This is a genomic window from Desulfurococcus sp., assembly GCF_038881575.1.
Taxonomy (GTDB): domain Archaea; phylum Thermoproteota; class Thermoprotei_A; order Sulfolobales; family Desulfurococcaceae; genus Desulfurococcus.
This window is the reverse complement of record NZ_JAVZPN010000003.1, coordinates 189,047-207,010: the sequence shown is the minus strand read 5'-3', so window position 1 is coordinate 207,010 and position 17,964 is coordinate 189,047. Positions and strand designations below refer to the sequence as shown.

The window sequence follows — 17,964 nt, the reverse complement described above, 5'->3', positions numbered from 1 at the left end:
CGTGCTATAATTCTCCGACACCTATATATCTTATTTTAATAGTTGTTGAGATATAAAATTATTATAATCAGGGATATGAAATGAGTAGTCAAAAGAGAAGTGAAAAAGGCATTAAGCTAAGGGTTGGTGAGGCAAGGCAAAGAGATGTAGGTAGAAAAATCGCGCGGATCGATAGGGAAACCATGGATAAACTAGGTGTTTCACTAGGAGACTTCATCGAGGTCATTGGTCCAAAGGGTAGTGATGTAGTGAAGGTTTGGCAGGCTTACCCTGAAGACGAGGGTGCAGGACTGATACGAATAGATGGAATGGTTAGAAAGAAACTAGGTGTTTCACCAGGCGACTATGTTACTGTTAGACCAATATCTGTAGAGCCAGCGGTGAAGGTGACTGTTGCACCTATTGGCGAGCTACCGGTGTACGGTGATTTATCCAGTTATATTAAGAGGCAGATAATGGGGAACCCGGTTAAGAGAGGAGATATAATCGAGGTACCATTATACGGTATGCTACTCAGGTTCGCCGTGATAAGTACACAACCCTCTACCATAGTATACATAACTGAACACACGTATATCGAAGTTAAGACTGAGCCGGTGAGGCCCGAGGTACTTGGCGAGGGCATTCCGAAAGTAACATGGGAGGATATCGGAGACCTAGAGGAGGTTAAGCAGAAAATAAGGGAGATCGTTGAATTACCTTTAAAATACCCAGAGCTCTTCGAACACCTGGGTATAGAGCCGCCTAAGGGGATATTGCTCTATGGTCCACCTGGCACAGGTAAGACGTTGCTGGCTAAGGCGTTGGCTAACGAGATAGGGGCTTACTTTGTAACTATTAATGGACCGGAGATAATGAGTAAATTCTACGGTGAATCCGAGGAGAGGCTGAGGAAGATATTCGAGGAAGCCCAGGCCAATGCACCAGCCGTCATATTCATTGATGAGATAGATAGCATTGCTCCTAAGCGTGAGGAGGTAACCGGTGAAGTGGAGAAAAGAGTGGTGGCACAGCTTCTCACATTGATGGATGGCTTGAAGGAGAGGGGTAAAGTAATAGTTATCGGTGCAACAAACCGACCGGATGCATTAGATCCCGCTCTCAGGAGACCTGGGAGATTTGACAGGGAGATCGAGATACCTCCACCAGATAAGAGGGCAAGGAGGGAGATCCTGGCTGTACATACTAGGAACATGCCTCTAGCCGAGGATGTAGACCTCGATAAGATAGCTGATATGACTCATGGATACACCGGGGCCGATATAGCGGCGCTTGTGAAAGAAGCCGCGATGAATGCTTTAAGGAGATTCATGAAGGAGGAGGGTATAGAGATAGAAAAGGGGCAACCGATACCAGCGGAGAAGCTGGAGAAGCTGAAGGTGACAATGGATGATTTTCTCATAGCAATGAGGAATGTGCAGCCCTCATTAATCAGGGAAGTATTCGTGGAAGTACCAAGTGTGCACTGGGATGATATAGGTGGGTTAGAGGATGTTAAACAGGAATTAAGAGAAGCCATTGAGTGGCCGATGAAGTATCCACATGTATTCGAGAAGATGGGTTTGGAGCCGCCTAAAGGAATATTATTGTTTGGTCCTCCTGGAACAGGCAAGACCTTGCTTGCAAAGGCTGTTGCAACTGAGAGCGGGGCAAACTTTATAACTGTAAGGGGGCCGGAGGTGCTCAGTAAATGGGTTGGAGAATCTGAGAAGGCTATTAGACAGATATTTAGAAGGGCTAGAATGGTTGCACCAGCCGTTGTATTCTTTGATGAGATAGACAGCATAGCTGGTATCAGGGGAAGCGATCCTAGCGGTGTAATAGATAGAATAGTTAACCAGTTATTAACGGAGCTCGACGGTATCCAGCCTTTGAGAAGGGTTGTGACAATCGCTGCAACAAATAGGCCTGACCTCCTGGATCCAGCCCTCCTGAGGCCGGGTAGGTTCGATCGCCTTGTATACGTGCCACCTCCAGACTATAATGCGAGGCTCCAGATATTCAAAGTCCATACAAGGAAGTTACCCCTAGCCGAAGACGTGAACCTGGATGAGCTAGCGAGGAAGACAGAGGGTTACACGGGTGCTGATATAGCGGCTGTATGCAGAGAGGCATCACTAATAGCTCTAAGGGAGAGATATAGGAGCACTGGGACTCTGGATGTAGTTAAGGTGGGAATGGAGCACTTCATTAAGGCTTTGGAAAAGGTGCCTCCCTCACTGAGTAAAAGCGATATAGAGATGTATGAGAGGCTTGCAAGGGAATTAAAGAGGGTTAGTGGCAGCGGCTCCTTTAGAAGGGTTTCACTACCCTACGGCTAGGTTTTTTACTCGTAGTACACGGTTTTCATGTGGTGAGGCATCCAGTATATTCGGTGACGAGGATGAATAGTTCTACCCCGGCTTCATTCTTAAAGTTTTTAACGCAGTGTGGGAGGGCTTCGGAGAAGCTAGCTAGATACCGTATAAGAGGCATGGTTGTAATCTCCGGCTCGAACCCGGTTAAAATGGCGTCTCTAACATATAGGCTAATATATTACTATATTAAGAAATGGCGTAGAATGATTAAGGATAAGAAGGAGTTCACAGGGCTATATATCTACCACGACGAGTTCGACGATGCAGTCTCAATGCGTAATGAGTTTGAAAAACAAGTAGGAAAACTAAAGAGCATAGATTTCCAATTCACAGTCTACGAGAAAAGCGATAAATACCTAGGTACAACGGTCTCAATCCTCGTTATGGATTTAACACGTGATTTAAAGCCTAACGACCTAGGGAGGTTAATCGGTATAGTTGAGGGAGGCGGCCTTATCGTATTACTGACACCACCGTGGGATAAATGGGATGAATTCAAGACAATATTCAAAATGAACCTAACGGTTCCCCAATACCCTGAGCCACGTCACGTGTTTATTAAATGGGTTAAAAAACACCTGTTAGAATTCGATGGAATAGGTATCTATGATGCTGACAATAATAGAATTATAAAGAGGCTTGAACTAAGAAACGAGTATAAGCCTTACGAGAGAAAAATAGATATACCGAAAAACACGTTGTTCCCGAGCGGGGTTTACGAGCACGCCTTAACCATGGACCAAGTCAACGTGTTGAAAATCATCGAGGAATTCTACGAGAAGCCACCTCCCGGTAAGAAAAAAGTACTTGTACTTACAGCGGATAGGGGAAGGGGGAAGAGTTGTGCAGTGGGCATAGGCGCTGTGGGATTAATACACTTACTTAGAAAAGTAAAGCCTAAGCCACGAGTCCTTGTTACAGCACCGGAGCCAAGCAATATTCAATCCTTAATGATGCTCGCCATGAAGGTCCTCGATAAACTAGGGTATAAATACGATGTAATCAAGAGGGATGGGAATGTAATAGAGTTAAGGAGCGATAGGTTCAGCATAGAGTACTGGGAGCCATTAAACATCCCGAAAATCAACGGTGATATAGTCATAGTGGATGAAGCTGCTGGTATCCACGTTCCATTATTATACAAGATCCTGGAGTCACATAAACGGATAATCTTTTCGAGCACTATACATGGCTACGAGGGTGCCGGTAGAGGGTTCTCGGTGAGATTCCTTAAGAGGATAAAGAATAGCAAGGATATTATCTTATACGAGTATGAAATGACTGAGCCAATACGTTACAATTACGATGACCCCATAGAAAACTGGCAGTTTAAAACACTTCTCCTCGATGCTGAGCCAGCCGAGTTGAGCGAGGAGGACTTGAAGGACATAGAGTCAGGCAACCTCATGTATGTAGAATATGCTCCAGAGGAATTATTTAATAATGAGGATGAGCTGAGGCAGCTATTTGGAATATACGTCCTGGCACACTACCGTAACGAGCCAGACGATCTCGGAATGATAGCCGATGCACCCCACCACCTTGTGAGGGCTGCGAAGACGAGGAATGGTAAAATAGTTTGCGCGGTTCAGATAGCCTACGAGGGACCAATAGATGAGGCAACAGCCACCGAACTACTTAAAGGGTCGAAGATACCTGGAAACATTATCCCGGATAGGTTTCTTAAGCACCTGAGATATGTAGACTTCGCTAAGACCAAGGGGTGGCGTATAGTAAGAATAGCAACGCATCCAGCTGTACAGGGTAGGGGGATTGGAAGCTGGATACTTAATAGAATAAGAGAAGAGGCTGTTCGACTGGGATTGGACTGGATTGGCTCTGGATTTGGTGTAAACGAGCAATTATTGAGGTTCTGGCTTAGAAATGGGTTTATCCCTGTACACATCAGCCCGGATAGAAATCCTGTGAGCGGGGAGTATACAATACTGGTGATACAGCCGATAAGTGAGGTAGCAAGAAGACTGGTTGAGAAGGCTGCAGGCGAGTTTAAATCCAAGATACTTAATAGTATACCGGTTAACTACAGGGAGATGGAGCCCGAGATAGCCCTACTTATTCTTGACAGCGAGCCATACGTATATCGTGATAAACCAATATACATGTTCACTCCTGTGGCAATAGATCGTCTATGGACGTACTGCCAGGGACCCATGACTTTCGAGGCTGCTGCAGATATTATGTTTAAGATTGCTAGAATACATTGGTTGCTCCACCCGGATGTAAGGCCTAAGCTGACCCGTCTCCAGGAAATAGTATTGCTCACTAAGTCTCTTCAAGCACTCACATGGGACGAAGTTCATGAGATAACCCGTGTGCCAGTTAAAGAGCTTCAGAAGGAGGGGCATGAGATAGCCTGTATATACTTCAACTACTTGACTAGCTTAGAGCCGGATAAATACGTGCCCGGTGTACGGGATTATATGTATGAATTCCATGAGTCCAATATTTAGCCCTCGTACTCTAATTTATCAAAGCCGCTCTCAATAATTCTCGCTACTACATCTGGTGGGAGTGCTAAATCCCATCTTGAGGCCTTCACGGGTCCAGTAATTCGGGCTCCTAAGCCATCCACTATCTCTACTTCGAACACGCGTTGATCATGATTGGTCTGCCTCATTTTCTCGATAACTAGGAAGCGTTTGAGGACTCCTTTTACAATGCTTTTACGGAGCCTTATTACTCCATCGGCAACATGCTCGATGCCGAAGCCGAAGCCTAGTTGAGTTGTTACCGCGTATTGGCTTGTAGCAAGTATTGTGAATCCCCATTTACTCAAAACCCGTTTAACCTGGTAGCTGTATTTCCTAGCCATGACCGGCTTCTCAAGCCAGAACGCACTCATAGAGTCTATGGCTAATCTAGCGTGGCCTGGGCCAAGGTACTTCTTTGCCTCAATGATGATAGAGATTAATTCATCTATGTCTAGTTCTTTAAGACTCCATAGATCCCCGTATTCACCCATTAACGCATCTATCACAACTAGCTTTCCATCATCAATATATGGTTTTAAATCAGCTCCAAACCGTTTAGCCTGGGTAATAATGCTCTCCCTGGACTCTTCTGTTGTAACATATATTGCCTTATCGCCTTCCAGTAGCCCCTTTGATATGAACTGTATCGACATAGCTGTCTTACCGGTACCTGGTTCACCTACGAGAGCAACCATGAAACCCCTTGGTATACCCCCCTCTATGAGCTCGTCTAGCCCTGGTATCCCAGAGGGTATTCTCTCCATATCCAAGAAGACATCAACCCTTACGTATCGTAATAATTCATAAGTTTAAACAGGATTATAATCATTGTTAAATAGTTAAGCAGGAAACCGGTGAGGATTGTGACGCTTATTTTAAGAACTGATCCACTTAATCCCAGCAGGGAGATCCTGATCCAAGCCGTGAGAATATTGTTGAATAAAGGTATAGTAGCCTTTCCAACCGAGACAGTGTATGGGCTCGGCGCAGTCATATATTACGAGGATGCTGTTGAGAAAATATTTAAGGCTAAGATGAGGCCTCCTGACAACCCCTTAATCATACATATATCTACTCTAGACATGCTTGAAGAAGTCGCATTGAATATACCTGAAGACGCATACAGGTTGATAAATAGATTCTGGCCCGGCCCCTTAACACTGATACTGCCGAGAAACCCCAGGGTACCCAAGATAGTTACGGGGGGATTAGACACTATTGCTGTAAGAATGCCGGGTCATCCAACAGCTCTTGAGTTAATAAACATGGTTGGCTACCCGATAGCAGCTCCAAGCGCTAATCTCTCAGGTAGACCAAGCCCTGTGATGGCTGAGCACGTGATAAGGGATCTCATGGGCAGGATTGATGCGGTTATAGATGCTGGAGAGACGTTTTTCGGGGTGGAATCAACGGTTGTGAATATACTTGAGGAGCCACCCACCTTACTCAGGCCTGGTGCCTACCCAGTGGAGGAGATCGAGAAGGTGCTTGGAAGAAAAATAGCTATACCTGATTTCGCTAGGGGCCTCAAATACTCGGAGGTGGCTCTGGCACCCGGAATAAAGTATAGGCATTACTCCCCAGAGGCAAAGTTGATCCTGGTTGAGTCTGCAGCAGATGATTACAGCGTAATTGTTAATAAAATCATTGAGGCGGTTAGGGATATATATAGCGTATCCACTAATAGCGATGTATGCATAGTTTCATCTATTGAAACAAGCAGTTATTACAGGAAGCTGGAGAAAGTGAAAGCCGTATTAATCATTGGCTCTAGGAGAAACCTATATGAAGTAGCTAAAAACCTCTTCAAAATACTGAGAGACGTCGATAATATAGGGTGTAAAATAGTATTTGTTGAGGGATTCCCTGAAACAGGTATCGGGTTAGCAGTTATGAACAGGCTTAGAAAGGCGTCTTCAAGCATTATACATGTCTAATACATTCTCGACCTCGACTTCTCTAACCACGTATCCCGATAGGTAGATACTCATTACCTCTTTAACAATACTCCTTATCCTCGAGTTTATGAAGGGATCCCCGCTTATAAGCTTAAGCACTGCTTCATTGAATCCTGGATAAAGATGTAGTGAAGCAACGAATCTATTATTATACATTATTCTCAGGCTGTAGGAATGCCTCTCAGTCCATAAGCCTTTCAGCCTAAGCTCCTCAACCATGTTATTTAATACTTTAACCGGGATCCCCTTAATGAAATACGTGCTCATAACGCATTACCCCCGTGAACAATACGCCCAGCTAGATGGATTGAAACACTATTTATGTTTTTATGGCTGTTTTAATTTTTTCAGGTTGCTAGGTAGGTTGATGCTACATTCTCGGGTGCATCAACTCCAGGTATTGTTATGTGGCAAAAAGCTTATAAACGAGCTCCCCGCCTTGAAAGGTGAGGTCTCGTGAAGTGGTGAATGATCGCTGATCATGAATATTATTTGTTCTCTCTGAAGAATAATCATCGATCACAGGAGTAGGGATGATTTTAAATCCTGATATATAGAGTAATAATATAGGGTGGGAAAATGAGTGAAATCAATCCTACCGGGGAAGCCACCAATATAGGTACTAGTGGTTCCGGAGATGTCTTAATCGATTTATCAAACATACCTTTGAAGCCGCTTGGCAAACGCGAGATAAGCCAGCTTGAGATGGCACTGATAATAGGCACGCTCTACAGACCGGAAATCCTTGAATTAATACATGATCCTGTAGAGAGGTCTACATGGGTTGACAGCCTAGCGGTGGCGGCTGGAGCATATGCCAGAATGAAGGCTGGATTACCCATCAGCCAGATAGCTGAGGAGCTAGGAAGAAGCGAGACCACTATAAGGAGCCATTTAAACATGAAGACAAAGGCTGGTAAGCTAGTCCATGAAACATACGAGAAGCTCAAGAAAGGAGAGTTAAAGCTACTCATACCATTCATCAAGGCTCCTGCCGCAGGCATTGAAGACCAAATCAAGGTGCTTAAGGAGGAGCTTGAGAAACAAAGGGAGAGAAACAGAGAGCTCGAGGTCAGGGTCAATGAGTTAACGGAGTTATTGAAGCATAGGGAGAATGAGGTACAGGTGCTCAAAGAAGAGGTTAATAGGCTTCAGAGCGAGATGGAGGCGAAGAGTAAGGAGTTAAATACATGCATAGATAGCAATAGATTACTTAAGGAGAGAATAGATGGGTTCGTGAAAAACCTTTATAAAGTACTCGAGGAACTGCAGAACACCCTTAGCACAAGGTAATAATAAGCCCCTTCTTTTAAAAAAGGTGACCCCCTGATTCACCGATAGGGGGTTGAATGGGGTTTATACTTGTAAAGATGGATGAGAATGGCAGAGTACTTGACTACGCCACGAACGCTGTTAAAATGAGTGAGAAAAAGTTTCAGGCATTACTGAATAGAGCGGTGGATCTAGCCAGGGTGGAGATACTTGCATTCAGGAACCTGGGGTTAAGCGATGTTAAGAGTGCTAGTATAAATGCACTCGACTTCTCGGTTACAATTACCCGTAATATAAATGGCAACCTTGTATTAGTGGTATTCAATGATGAAGCATCCGCCTCTACTTAGAGCTAGTGATTTTTAAGTAGTTCCTCCATATTTTCTCCTCTATCTCTCTAACACTACTACCTTTTATAGACGCTAAGTACTCTATCGAGTCCGGTATTAGATCGGGCATTAGTTTCAACCCATGGTACTCATATGGGGCATCGCTCTCTGTTAATATGTTTTCCATTGGTACCCGTGTAATAATCTCCCTATGTTTAACCTGGATCCTCCACGCAGGGTTTAATCCTACATAGTAGCCTGCTTCAACTATGCTATTTAATAGGTCCTGGGGACCAGTGTACCAGTGGAAAAACGCCTTTTCAATGCCTCCTCTATATACTTCATCGAACGCTTCCTTCCAAGCACCAGCTGCATGTATATTGAGTATTAAACCATACTCCCTGGCATAAACCACGGCTTCCCTTAAGAACTCCAACTGCTTATTAAAGGTTTCCGGTGTGAAACGTTTATCAAGCCCTATCTCCCCCAGGCATTTAACATCGTTTTCCACCGCTGTATCTAATATGTTCTTTAAATCACTGATACTATACTCCCTAATGCTCCATGGATGAATACCAACACAGGGCGTTATATCAGGGTATGCTTCAGCAAGTCTCATAGTCTTCATACTCGACAATGGATCATCTGAGACGCATACCAACCTGTATTTCCCAAGGTACTCCTTTATCGTATCAGGGCTTAATTCATGACAGTGAATATGCATGTCGATTAACAATACTTACACCCCTCTGAATCAATGAGTATTAGGAATATTATTTCCTAGTAGCGACGGTATCTTTTCCCTGTTTAATTCATCGCTAAATATATGAACCGCATTGATAAGTGTCGAGGCTATGCTGGCATCATCTACCACTAGAGGGATATAATCCTTGGTTTTCAATACTAGTATTAAAAACTCGTTGAGACCCGCGGGCTTCACTCTCCGTATCTTACCTGGTTCCTGGAGATATACATAGTAGTCGCCGTGATCCTCTAAAACACCACCTGAAGCAATAACGCATTTACCCCCTGGTTTAATCCCCCACATAGTGTATTTCTCTCTCACCCAGGTAAACACCTGCATGAAATATCCCTCACAGAACACTCTTGTATCCGGGTCATGCTTGAATAATATAAGAGGATGTTCTCCCTTGAAGTAAATCACGCTGTCTCTGATAATATATTCCATCCGCCCACATCCACCGTCGGGGAGAGGTTCACATACCTCTATGTTAACCATTAATAACCCCTTTCAACAATAGCTCCGTATTGATGATGAATTTGCCGAATACCGTATTAAAGATGAGGTGTCTCCCGAATACCTGATCCTGTGTAGTCTCTTAGCTTAAATAAGCTTTTATTTTTGACTATGGATCTCATTTTGAATAGCGCTGCCAGCACATTGAGTATAAGATACTGGGGAAGGGTGTATTTATTGAATATCAGACTGGTGCTACTGGACTATGATTTAACAATGGTATATAATGTATTTGATTTCTACGAAGCCTATTCAAACGCTCTTAAACACTATGGAGGCGGCTTTATATCGTTTGAAGAATTCCTGACATTGTTAAACCAGGATAAGCTATCTACTCGTATCCCTGAAGACGTAAGTGAGGTTGATTTCTGGGTTTTATTTAGGAGACTATATGTCTCAAGACACTCACTACCGATGGATGGCGTCGGAGATCTCCTGAGACTCCTTAAAGGTCTCTCCGTGAAGGTGGCTGTGGTATCGGGTCGTGAGACTAGTAGTGAGTATATATGGAGGGATCTTAGGATGCATGGGTTAAGCGAGTACGTAGATGAAGTATACACTGTATGCGACCTTAAGAGGCTTAACGGCTTCGAAGAATACCTCTTCGATAAATCATGGCTTATATCATACATCCTTAGAAAACACTGGGTAAGCCCCTGCAACGCGTTATGCATTGGTGATTTTACAACGGATCTACTCAGCTGTAAGAAGCTCGGCATACCATTCATCGGGGTAAATAAGGATGAGTATAGAGGTGAATTATTAAGGAGGAAGGGGGCTGAAATAGTAGTTAAAAACCTCTTCGAGGTCATTGAATGGATACCTGAAATAGATAAAAGGGCTAGGTGCTAATGTATCTTCCATCACTAGTTATATAGGCTTCACCACGGTCTAGTAGAGAGTTAAGCGCTCTTCTGATTTTATCCTCACTCGCGATACCTGATAGTATTATATGTATTTCACGCAGGTTCATTGGTTTATAGCTTATCAACTCCTTTATGATGGATTCCAATTGCTCCTCATTAGGGGCTGTCATGAGGACTACTTCCTCATCCTCATGCAATATCTTCAATCTTACTCTCCTAGCTAATTCCTCGATCTCATCCTGGGTTAAATTAGTCATTGATATCGCCTCACTAGTTCCATAGGCTAAACATTTATTACTGGAGTATAATTTTGGTTTAAAGACGCTTTAAATATATCTCCCCAATAAGTACCCGGAATAGGAGTGCCTAGCATGAGTGTAAGACTGATTCTACGGTATGATAAAACGGTGAGGTATAGCTTAAACCCGCTTATCGCTGTAGCTGATAAAATACCTGGTGTAAGAGTAGTGTTAGCCGAGGACGCCAGCGAGCTCTACGCAGCTGTCAACAAAGCTTTAATGAATAATGAGAAATGCGTTGTAGGATACAGTATTCTAACAACCATGTTAGTGAATGATGCATTCCTTAGTGAATTAAAAAGCATCCTCAAATACCTCGAGGAGAAAAACTGTATTACGATAGCAGGTGGTCCTCATGCCACAGGAGATCCACTGGGAACCCTATTCAGCCTCGGCTTCAAAGTAGCCTTCATAGGTGAAGCCGAGGAAAGCCTCGATGAGTTCCTACGTCACCTGGTTAACGGCACGGATCCATTTACAAGCAAGGGGATAGTCTTCCGTGAGGAAGACAAGGTGATAACCACGGGTAGGGCGAGACCCGTAGACCTCGATAAACACGATCCCTTCCCATACTGGAGGAGAATAATTAATCCATTAGAGATAACGCGGGGATGCCCATATGGATGCCTTTACTGCCAGGTGAGCTATATACATGGAATGAGCTATAGGCATAGAAGCATTGAAAAAATAGTGTTCTATGTTAAGGAAATGGCTAGGATCGGTGTAAGGGATTACAGGTTTATAACGCCGGATAGCCTATCATACGGGCTTACGAAAATAAGCCGTGAGCCCGACACCGGTTTAATCGAGGAGCTTCTCTCATCGATACATAGTGCTCTGAGAGGTATCGGTGGACGCGTATTCTACGGCTCCTTCCCTAGTGAAGTAAGACCGGAACACGTGAACAAGGATGTAGTAAGAGTACTAAGGAAATACGTGAACAACCGAGAGATCATTGTAGGAGCTCAATCAGGAAGTAACCGGGTACTTAGATTAATAAGGAGGGGACATAGTGTTGAAGATGTTTTAAATGCCGTAAAGGAGATCTCAGAGAATGGTTTCATACCAAGCGTTGACATCATTCTCGGGATACCAGGTGAAACACGGGAGGACCAGGAGCTAACTCTAGAACTTATAGATGAAGTAATAAGAAATAACGGCAGGATACACGTACATTACTATCTACCATTACCGGGTTCGCCGCTGGGGCTTCATCCTCCAGCGAGGATACCTAGCGATATAGAGGTGAAGATAAGCCGGTTAATAGGTTCTGGGAAGGCTTATGGATCCTGGTTTAGTCAGAAAGAGTTATCTGAAAAAATAATAAAGCTGCATGAAAGAGGTGTGATAGCGCCTTCCCTATATAAAGGCTCTTCTATGAAAACGTTTTAACAATCCTTCTCAAATACCTTGAGTCTTGGATCCGCTTCTAGGGCTGACTAAACTGCCATGAGTTCCAGCGCTTCTCCTCAGATAATCTGTGAGCCATTGGCATGAAGCGGGATCGTAGTATCCTCCCTCATAACACTTATATATATATGGACACTTAATGCATGGGATATCCGCTACATCGTTGAATACTTCTTCCAGCGAATAAGGATCTACACCCGCCTCCTCCATGATTCTAACTAGTTTCTCTCTCACTGGTTTAACTAGGAATGTCTTACGGCCGCCATACGTGATAGAGGCTCTTTCCACGGCACCGAGTTCCTCGAGTTTTATGAGGGTTTTCGAAATGATCCTCGGGTCGAGGTTTAAATCCTTGCTTAACTGGCTTTGATATATCTCATGGCCTGAATGCCTTACCAGGTATTTTAGTATCTGTATCTCGTTTTCCGAGAACTCTCTGCCACCCATTGTTGTTCACCACAGGTTTCACGTGGTTTGTATGGTAAGCACCTTACCTAATTAGATATTCTGGTGAAGAATCTAATATATTTGACATCAACAGATACATTCCTGAATACTAGGCTTCAAGTTTTCCAGGCGCACAGATATACGCGTTTTTCGTGTTAAGAATAAGCATCCGGGTGTCTTCAACAAGCCTGGATGCTACATCCACCTTATGTCTCAATCCTGGTGTGAGGGCGTCCGGGTAATCTAGTTTCCTCAGGCTTATGTATATCTCCTCCATGAGATTAAAGTATTTAACCGCCTCCTCTATTAGTCCTTTGTCAAGTAATTTAATAATATATCTCCTGAGTTCCCCAATGAGGTCCCCCAGTCCCTGTAAATATGGAACATATGGTACGTCTAGGCGTCTCCACGATGAGGCATTGTTTTTAACTATTACTTCATAGAACAATACTGCCTCAACATATTCGCTTAACCCATTGTAAACCATGCCACTATAGTATATGTCGGGGTGTTCCTTCAATAACCCGTTTATCTTTTTAACGATATCTTCAGCGATACTGAGCCTTTTCTCGGCATCGCCGATGAGCCCCCTGTGTACCAGTGTTACAACGTCGCTAGAGTTCCTTGTGAGCTCTCTGATAAGCCTGTATACTTCTTCACGTATAGAATCCTTACGGCCTAGAATCCCGTCGATCTCATTGATGCTATCCCTGATAACATTGAGTATTTTCTCTATGTCCTCCATATCTCCCCCTAGTTGAAAACTATATAAGACCCTGCCATAATTAAATTGTCGATGGGAGTCCCGCCGTAGCTCAGCGGCAGAGCGCCCGGCTGTAGTGGGGGCATAGACACCGGGTGGCCGGGGGTTCAAATCCCCCCGGCGGGATTTCCCCTATATATTTCAACCCTTTATCTCTTTCCAGACGTGATCGGGTATTCTTCTATTAAGGATGTAATAGATTAGATCACTCGATATAAACGGCTTGCCCTCTACCAGTGGGTATCTGAACGGTAAATGAATTATCCTATCGCCATCCCTGATTGATACTCCATCCACGTACTTATAGCCCTCCATCCCCTTATTTAAGTACATGTAGTATATGTAGTAGACTGCCCCATCTATACTGTATTGCCCATCCCCTATGTTATAGGATTCGATTGATTTAAGCCTGCTACTTATAAGTTCCCAGGTTCTCTTCTTAGGCGGGTGATCTCCTAATATACCTCCAACTACTATGTACTTAGTTCTAGAGAGGATATCGTAGGTTAGCTCTCTGGGACTGACTGGATCAAGTATTATCGCCTCACCGGGCTTGATGACACCATTGTTAATGATCTCAATAATGCTTTCCTTAACCGGTATTCCATATCTGCCTAATATTCTATGGTATTTCTCAGGGATATTTGTGAACACCACACAGTTCGAGCCGTAGAAACCGGAGAGATGTCTGTATTCGAGGAGTATCCATGGACTCAATCCATCTTCCAAGTGCTCTATTATAATAACCGGCTTACTACATCCACCGGGAATCATGGCGATAGCTTCACCGGGATCAAATCGTATAATATGAAGACTGTTGATAACCATGCCGTGTAAAAAGAGAGCAATCCCCTGAGATACAGGTGCATCCTTTTAGTAGGCCTATACCTTACCGCGACGAAGATTATGGTTATATAGTACACTATAGGTGAAAGACTCCAGGTTATAACACTGGTTTGCATGGGACCCATGAAATACAGTAGGATAAACGTGATGACGCCGTATACAACCCCTGAGGCAAGTCTGATAAGCCATATAGCATCTTCAATGTTCATTCGCCTGCACCACATGATAATAATCTCGTTAAAACTAATTTTAAATAATGGTGAAGGGCTTGCTTAAGAAGGCCATGGATATATTGGATATCCATTCATGGGTGAACAAGTACAGTAGCGTGGTCACGGGCTGCCTTATAGATAACGCATACCATTATAAATCATACTGGATCCTCAAGCTAAGATGCCGCGAGGGAGTATACATCATTAAAATAGAGCCCGGGGTAAGGATGCATCTCTCACGAAGCCACCCTGAGGAGAAGGATATTGATGGCTTCACCAGGTTTCTTCGAAGCAGGATAAGGGACTCCAGGATCACGTCTATTAAACAGCCATGGTGGGAGCGAATAATATTGTTTGAGACAAGTATTCACGATAAAACCCTGAAACACTATGTGGAATTACTCCCAAGGGGACAATGGATCATAACGGATCAAAGCAATAAGATAGTATATGCATCGAGGTTCATGGAGTACAGGGATAGAAGCATAAAGCCCTCTGAAGCATATAGTCCACCCCCGTTGAAGAGCCCGCCTCCATCGGACAAGTATGCTTTATTAAATGTAGTTAAGGGCGGAAGGGACCTAGTGAGAACTATTATCTCAGCATGGGGTATTCCAGGCCATATAGCTGAAGAAGCGATACACCGTGCTGGACTATACGGAGTTAAAAACAAAGGTGTCTTGGAAATACCTTACCAGGATCTCGAGAAGCTTGTGGATGAATACAGGAGAATAGTGAATGAGGCATCGAATGGTAAGGGATACCTGGTGTATGGCGATGAAAACAAGCTTGAAATATACACCTCTTATGAACCAAGGCTATTCAGCGAGGTATACGATAAAACCGTGAAGCCCCTTGACGATATCAACACAGCTATAGATGTCTACTTCACCGAATACGAAGCATACCTGGATTACCAGGCGAGAATGGAGGAGATAACGGAAAAACTCAGGGAGATCGAGGCGAGAATCAAGCGGCAAGAGGAGATAATAGCCGAGTATAACAATGAGATAGAAAACATAGAGTCCATTCTTCAAACCATATACAGTAACTACCATGTAGTCGAGGAGATACTTGAATGTGCCCGTGAAACCAGGGAGAAGAAGGGCTGGGAACACATAGTCGAGGAATGCAATGGTGTCATCGAGGTACGTAAGGATAAAGGAGTGATCGTGGTCAAACTCAGCGAGAAAACACTTGAGCTATCGATACGTGAAGACCTGAGTAGACAGGTAATAGAGCTGGAGAGAAAACGTGGTGAACTAGTAAGGAAGACTGAATCAGCTAAGAAAGTACTCGAGGAAATGCATCATCAATTGAACACTATATCGATAAGTATGAATACTGAGGAGAAGACTATTAGAAAACCCTCCCCCACATTTTGGTATGAAAGATTCCACTGGTTGTTCACCAGAAATGGTTTTCTAGCCATCGGTGGCAGGGATCAATCCCAAAACGAGTTGGTAGTACGTAAGTATCTCGGTGAAAACGATGTATTCATACATGCAGACATACATGGAGGCTCAGCCGTAGTTTTAAAAAGCGGGGGTGCCCACAGTCTGGAAGACGTGGTCGACGCTTCCTATCTAGCAGCATGCTATTCGAAAGCGTGGAAAGCCGGTTTCAGCTACATAGAGGTTTACTGGGTACCGGGTCGGCAAGTCTCGAAGACTCCCCCACCAGGCGAGTATCTACCCAGAGGAGCGTTCATGGTTTACGGTTCGAAAAACTATCTCCAAGTACCGTTAAGACTTGGGATAGGAGTCAGGGAATACATTGATGATATCTACGGCGAGTACTTAAAGATAGTGGTAGGCCCCCAAGAATTAGTTAGAAGCCAGGCTATGGCATACGTGGTTATCACCCCCGGTGATAAAAAGCCACATGACATATCCAAAGAAATTGCTGGATACCTGGAGGAAATTATTCTAAGACAAAGAGGTGTTAAGTATAAGATCCCTCTAAGCGAGATCGAGTCAAAGATACCTGGATCCTCGGATATAATGCTAGTCTCCACCCCATTAAATGATTGAAGAATCCTCCCCCTAGAACACTATTTCCACCAATACTAGTCTTCAACAACTGGCCTCCTCCCCACCCTAAGGGTGGTCACGGGTTCCCTGCATCTATTCCGGATTTACATCAGTTAAACTTATATTCTATATTAGACCTTCTTTTAATCCTAGTACATGTTAAAGCCGGTAAGGGGGATGATTGTGGGAGGAGGTAGAAATATAGAAGTAGAGCTTTTAAGAATGACTAGTGTAAGCAGGATGAAGGTTGAACTAGTCGAGAGAAAAGGAGTAGGACACCCAGACTATATAGCTGACTCAGCAAGCGAGGCCGCTTCAAGAGCTCTTTCAAAGTACTATTTAAAAGAGTTTGGCACAATATTACATCACAACCTCGATAAAACACTGCTTGTCGGAGGACAGTCGAACCCTAGATTTGGCGGTGGCACGCTCTTAGAGCCTATATACATAGTGGTTGCAGGCAGGGCTACTACAGAGGTAAGAGTTGAGGATGGCATAGTTAAAGTACCCTTCGGTAAAATAATCATGGAGGCCGTTAAAGACTGGATTAAGAGGAACATGAGATACTTGGATCCAGAGAGACACGTAATAGTGGACTACATGGTTAGAAAGGGCAGTGCAGACCTCGTAACAGTATTTGATGCTGGGAGATCATCCATACCCCTTGCAAACGATACAAGCATCGGTGTAGGCTACGCCCCCCTTTCCACACTGGAAAAACTAGTACTGCAGAGCGAGCGATTATTGAACAGTCCAGAGTTTAAATCCAGGGTACCAGCTGTAGGCGAAGACGTGAAAGTAATGGGTCTGAGAAGGAATAAGGATATAGTGTTAACAATAGCGGCTGCAATAGTCGACAGCGAGGTAAGGGATAAATATGAATATCTAAAGGTTAAAGAAGACATAGTAAACGTTGTATCAGACCTGGCTGGTAGAATAGCTCCAGATTATAATATTAGAATACATGTAAACACAGCTGATATACCGGAGAAGAATAGCTTTTACCTAACAGTCACAGGCACCTCTGCCGAGCATGGAGACGATGGCGCAACCGGGCGAGGCAACCGTGCCAATGGATTAATCCCTCCTATGAGGCCTATAAGCCTTGAGGCAACCGCTGGGAAGAACCCTGTGAACCACGTAGGCAAGATATATAATGTGGTTGCTAGAAGGATAGCTGAGAGAGTCTATGAAGTATACAACGGCATATTCTCTGATGTATATGTGGAGCTATTGAGCCAGATCGGTAAGCCGATAGATCAACCGCTTGTCGCAAGCGTGAAATTGATTCCAAGTGATCCATCGATGAACGATATCCCCTCACATATCATGAGCGAGATCCATGGTATAGCAGATGAAGAACTCGCTAATATAAAGATGGTCACCGAGATGGTTCTAAACGATCAAGTAACACTGTACTAA

18 protein-coding genes and 1 tRNA gene are annotated in these 17,964 nt (G+C 43.9%); 10 read left to right on the top strand and 9 right to left on the bottom strand.

What is annotated here, in order from left to right:
• Positions 1-80: 80 nt before the first annotated feature.
• Both QXV08_RS04580 and QXV08_RS04575 read left to right on the top strand, forming a co-directional pair.
• Positions 81-2,321, top strand: a complete 2,241-nt coding sequence (locus tag QXV08_RS04580) for a CDC48 family AAA ATPase (RefSeq protein WP_342786443.1) — start codon at positions 81-83, stop codon at positions 2,319-2,321.
• Positions 2,322-2,383: 62 nt separating this feature from the next.
• Positions 2,384-4,828, top strand: a complete 2,445-nt coding sequence (locus QXV08_RS04575; protein WP_342786442.1) for a tRNA(Met) cytidine acetyltransferase TmcA — start codon at positions 2,384-2,386, stop codon at positions 4,826-4,828.
• Here QXV08_RS04575 and QXV08_RS04570 read toward each other — a convergent pair.
• The gene (locus QXV08_RS04570) at positions 4,825-5,613 is read right to left on the bottom strand and encodes a KaiC domain-containing protein (protein ID WP_342786467.1); all 789 of its coding nucleotides are present in this window, start codon (positions 5,611-5,613) and stop codon (positions 4,825-4,827) included. The two genes, QXV08_RS04575 and QXV08_RS04570, sit on opposite strands and share 4 nt — an antisense overlap.
• A gap of 90 nt (positions 5,614-5,703) precedes the next feature.
• Here QXV08_RS04570 and QXV08_RS04565 point away from each other — a divergent pair, with 90 nt between their 5' ends.
• The gene (locus QXV08_RS04565; protein WP_342786441.1) at positions 5,704-6,786 is read left to right on the top strand and encodes an L-threonylcarbamoyladenylate synthase; all 1,083 of its coding nucleotides are present in this window, start codon (positions 5,704-5,706) and stop codon (positions 6,784-6,786) included.
• On the opposite strand, the gene QXV08_RS04560 is transcribed toward QXV08_RS04565, so the two are convergent.
• Complete coding sequence (locus QXV08_RS04560; protein WP_342786440.1) at positions 6,766-7,074, bottom strand: hypothetical protein; 309 nt, start codon at positions 7,072-7,074, stop codon at positions 6,766-6,768. The two genes, QXV08_RS04565 and QXV08_RS04560, sit on opposite strands and share 21 nt — an antisense overlap.
• Positions 7,075-7,386: 312 nt before the next feature.
• Here QXV08_RS04560 and QXV08_RS04555 point away from each other — a divergent pair, with 312 nt between their 5' ends.
• Positions 7,387-8,100: a transcriptional regulator gene (locus QXV08_RS04555; RefSeq protein ID WP_342786439.1), complete on the top strand. Its 714-nt coding sequence runs from the start codon at positions 7,387-7,389 to the stop codon at positions 8,098-8,100.
• 56 nt (positions 8,101-8,156) lie between these two features.
• Positions 8,157-8,429: a hypothetical protein gene (locus tag QXV08_RS04550; protein WP_342786438.1), complete on the top strand. Its 273-nt coding sequence runs from the start codon at positions 8,157-8,159 to the stop codon at positions 8,427-8,429.
• Here QXV08_RS04550 and QXV08_RS04545 read toward each other — a convergent pair.
• Positions 8,422-9,144 carry a TatD family hydrolase gene (locus QXV08_RS04545; RefSeq protein WP_342786437.1) on the bottom strand — a complete coding sequence of 241 codons (723 nt, stop codon included), beginning with the start codon at positions 9,142-9,144 and terminating at the stop codon, positions 8,422-8,424. The genes QXV08_RS04550 and QXV08_RS04545 overlap by 8 nt on opposite strands.
• Before the next feature lie 18 nt (positions 9,145-9,162).
• A complete protein-coding gene (locus QXV08_RS04540; RefSeq protein ID WP_342786436.1) occupies positions 9,163-9,648 on the bottom strand; it encodes a hypothetical protein in 486 nt (161 codons plus the stop codon).
• A 186-nt stretch (positions 9,649-9,834) separates the two neighbouring features.
• On the opposite strand from QXV08_RS04540, the gene QXV08_RS04535 reads away from it, so the two are divergent.
• The gene (locus QXV08_RS04535; RefSeq protein ID WP_342786466.1) at positions 9,835-10,518 is read left to right on the top strand and encodes an HAD hydrolase-like protein; all 684 of its coding nucleotides are present in this window, start codon (positions 9,835-9,837) and stop codon (positions 10,516-10,518) included.
• Here QXV08_RS04535 and QXV08_RS04530 read toward each other — a convergent pair.
• Positions 10,508-10,789: an ArsR family transcriptional regulator gene (locus QXV08_RS04530; RefSeq protein ID WP_342786435.1), complete on the bottom strand. Its 282-nt coding sequence runs from the start codon at positions 10,787-10,789 to the stop codon at positions 10,508-10,510. The two genes, QXV08_RS04535 and QXV08_RS04530, sit on opposite strands and share 11 nt — an antisense overlap.
• Before the next feature lie 114 nt (positions 10,790-10,903).
• Between QXV08_RS04530 and QXV08_RS04525 the strand changes: the two genes are divergently transcribed.
• A complete protein-coding gene (locus tag QXV08_RS04525) occupies positions 10,904-12,223 on the top strand; it encodes a TIGR04013 family B12-binding domain/radical SAM domain-containing protein (protein WP_342786434.1) in 1,320 nt (439 codons plus the stop codon).
• A 9-nt stretch (positions 12,224-12,232) separates the two neighbouring features.
• Here the strand turns inward: QXV08_RS04525 and QXV08_RS04520 are convergent, their stop codons facing one another.
• Positions 12,233-12,688, bottom strand: coding sequence for an ArsR family transcriptional regulator (locus tag QXV08_RS04520; protein ID WP_342786433.1), 456 nt, complete (start codon positions 12,686-12,688; stop codon positions 12,233-12,235).
• Between the two features lie 109 nt (positions 12,689-12,797).
• Positions 12,798-13,433 carry a haloacid dehalogenase gene (locus tag QXV08_RS04515; protein ID WP_342786432.1) on the bottom strand — a complete coding sequence of 212 codons (636 nt, stop codon included), beginning with the start codon at positions 13,431-13,433 and terminating at the stop codon, positions 12,798-12,800.
• A gap of 59 nt (positions 13,434-13,492) precedes the next feature.
• On the opposite strand from QXV08_RS04515, the gene QXV08_RS04510 reads away from it, so the two are divergent.
• Positions 13,493-13,577 (top strand) — tRNA-Tyr (locus QXV08_RS04510).
• A 15-nt stretch (positions 13,578-13,592) separates the two neighbouring features.
• On the opposite strand, the gene QXV08_RS04505 is transcribed toward QXV08_RS04510, so the two are convergent.
• On the bottom strand, positions 13,593-14,225 hold the full coding sequence (locus QXV08_RS04505; protein WP_342786431.1) for an RNA methyltransferase: 633 nt from the start codon (positions 14,223-14,225) through the stop codon (positions 13,593-13,595).
• Positions 14,222-14,506, bottom strand: coding sequence for a hypothetical protein (locus QXV08_RS04500; RefSeq protein WP_342786430.1), 285 nt, complete (start codon positions 14,504-14,506; stop codon positions 14,222-14,224). The genes QXV08_RS04505 and QXV08_RS04500 overlap by 4 nt, the downstream gene beginning before the upstream one ends.
• A gap of 50 nt (positions 14,507-14,556) precedes the next feature.
• Between QXV08_RS04500 and rqcH the strand changes: the two genes are divergently transcribed.
• Complete coding sequence (rqcH, locus tag QXV08_RS04495; RefSeq protein ID WP_342786465.1) at positions 14,557-16,542, top strand: ribosome rescue protein RqcH; 1,986 nt, start codon at positions 14,557-14,559, stop codon at positions 16,540-16,542.
• A gap of 177 nt (positions 16,543-16,719) precedes the next feature.
• The gene (locus tag QXV08_RS04490) at positions 16,720-17,964 is read left to right on the top strand and encodes a methionine adenosyltransferase (RefSeq protein WP_342786429.1); all 1,245 of its coding nucleotides are present in this window, start codon (positions 16,720-16,722) and stop codon (positions 17,962-17,964) included.

Bases quoted from the DNA above. Each gene is read 5' to 3' on its own strand.
- QXV08_RS04580 (WP_342786443.1), top strand. From the start codon at position 81: ATGAGTAGTCAAAAGAGAAGTGAAAAAGGCATTAAGCTAAGGGTTGGT.
- QXV08_RS04575 (WP_342786442.1), top strand. From the start codon at position 2,384: ATGAATAGTTCTACCCCGGCTTCATTCTTAAAGTTTTTAACGCAGTGT.
- QXV08_RS04570 (WP_342786467.1), bottom strand. From the start codon at position 5,613: ATGGAGAGAATACCCTCTGGGATACCAGGGCTAGACGAGCTCATAGAG.
- QXV08_RS04560 (WP_342786440.1), bottom strand. From the start codon at position 7,074: ATGAGCACGTATTTCATTAAGGGGATCCCGGTTAAAGTATTAAATAAC.
- QXV08_RS04555 (WP_342786439.1), top strand. From the start codon at position 7,387: ATGAGTGAAATCAATCCTACCGGGGAAGCCACCAATATAGGTACTAGT.
- QXV08_RS04550 (WP_342786438.1), top strand. From the start codon at position 8,157: ATGGGGTTTATACTTGTAAAGATGGATGAGAATGGCAGAGTACTTGAC.
- QXV08_RS04540 (WP_342786436.1), bottom strand. From the start codon at position 9,648: ATGGTTAACATAGAGGTATGTGAACCTCTCCCCGACGGTGGATGTGGG.
- QXV08_RS04530 (WP_342786435.1), bottom strand. From the start codon at position 10,789: ATGACTAATTTAACCCAGGATGAGATCGAGGAATTAGCTAGGAGAGTA.
- QXV08_RS04525 (WP_342786434.1), top strand. From the start codon at position 10,904: ATGAGTGTAAGACTGATTCTACGGTATGATAAAACGGTGAGGTATAGC.
- QXV08_RS04520 (WP_342786433.1), bottom strand. From the start codon at position 12,688: ATGGGTGGCAGAGAGTTCTCGGAAAACGAGATACAGATACTAAAATAC.
- QXV08_RS04515 (WP_342786432.1), bottom strand. From the start codon at position 13,433: ATGGAGGACATAGAGAAAATACTCAATGTTATCAGGGATAGCATCAAT.
- QXV08_RS04505 (WP_342786431.1), bottom strand. From the start codon at position 14,225: ATGATTCCCGGTGGATGTAGTAAGCCGGTTATTATAATAGAGCACTTG.
- QXV08_RS04500 (WP_342786430.1), bottom strand. From the start codon at position 14,506: ATGAACATTGAAGATGCTATATGGCTTATCAGACTTGCCTCAGGGGTT.
- QXV08_RS04490 (WP_342786429.1), top strand. From the start codon at position 16,720: ATGATTGTGGGAGGAGGTAGAAATATAGAAGTAGAGCTTTTAAGAATG.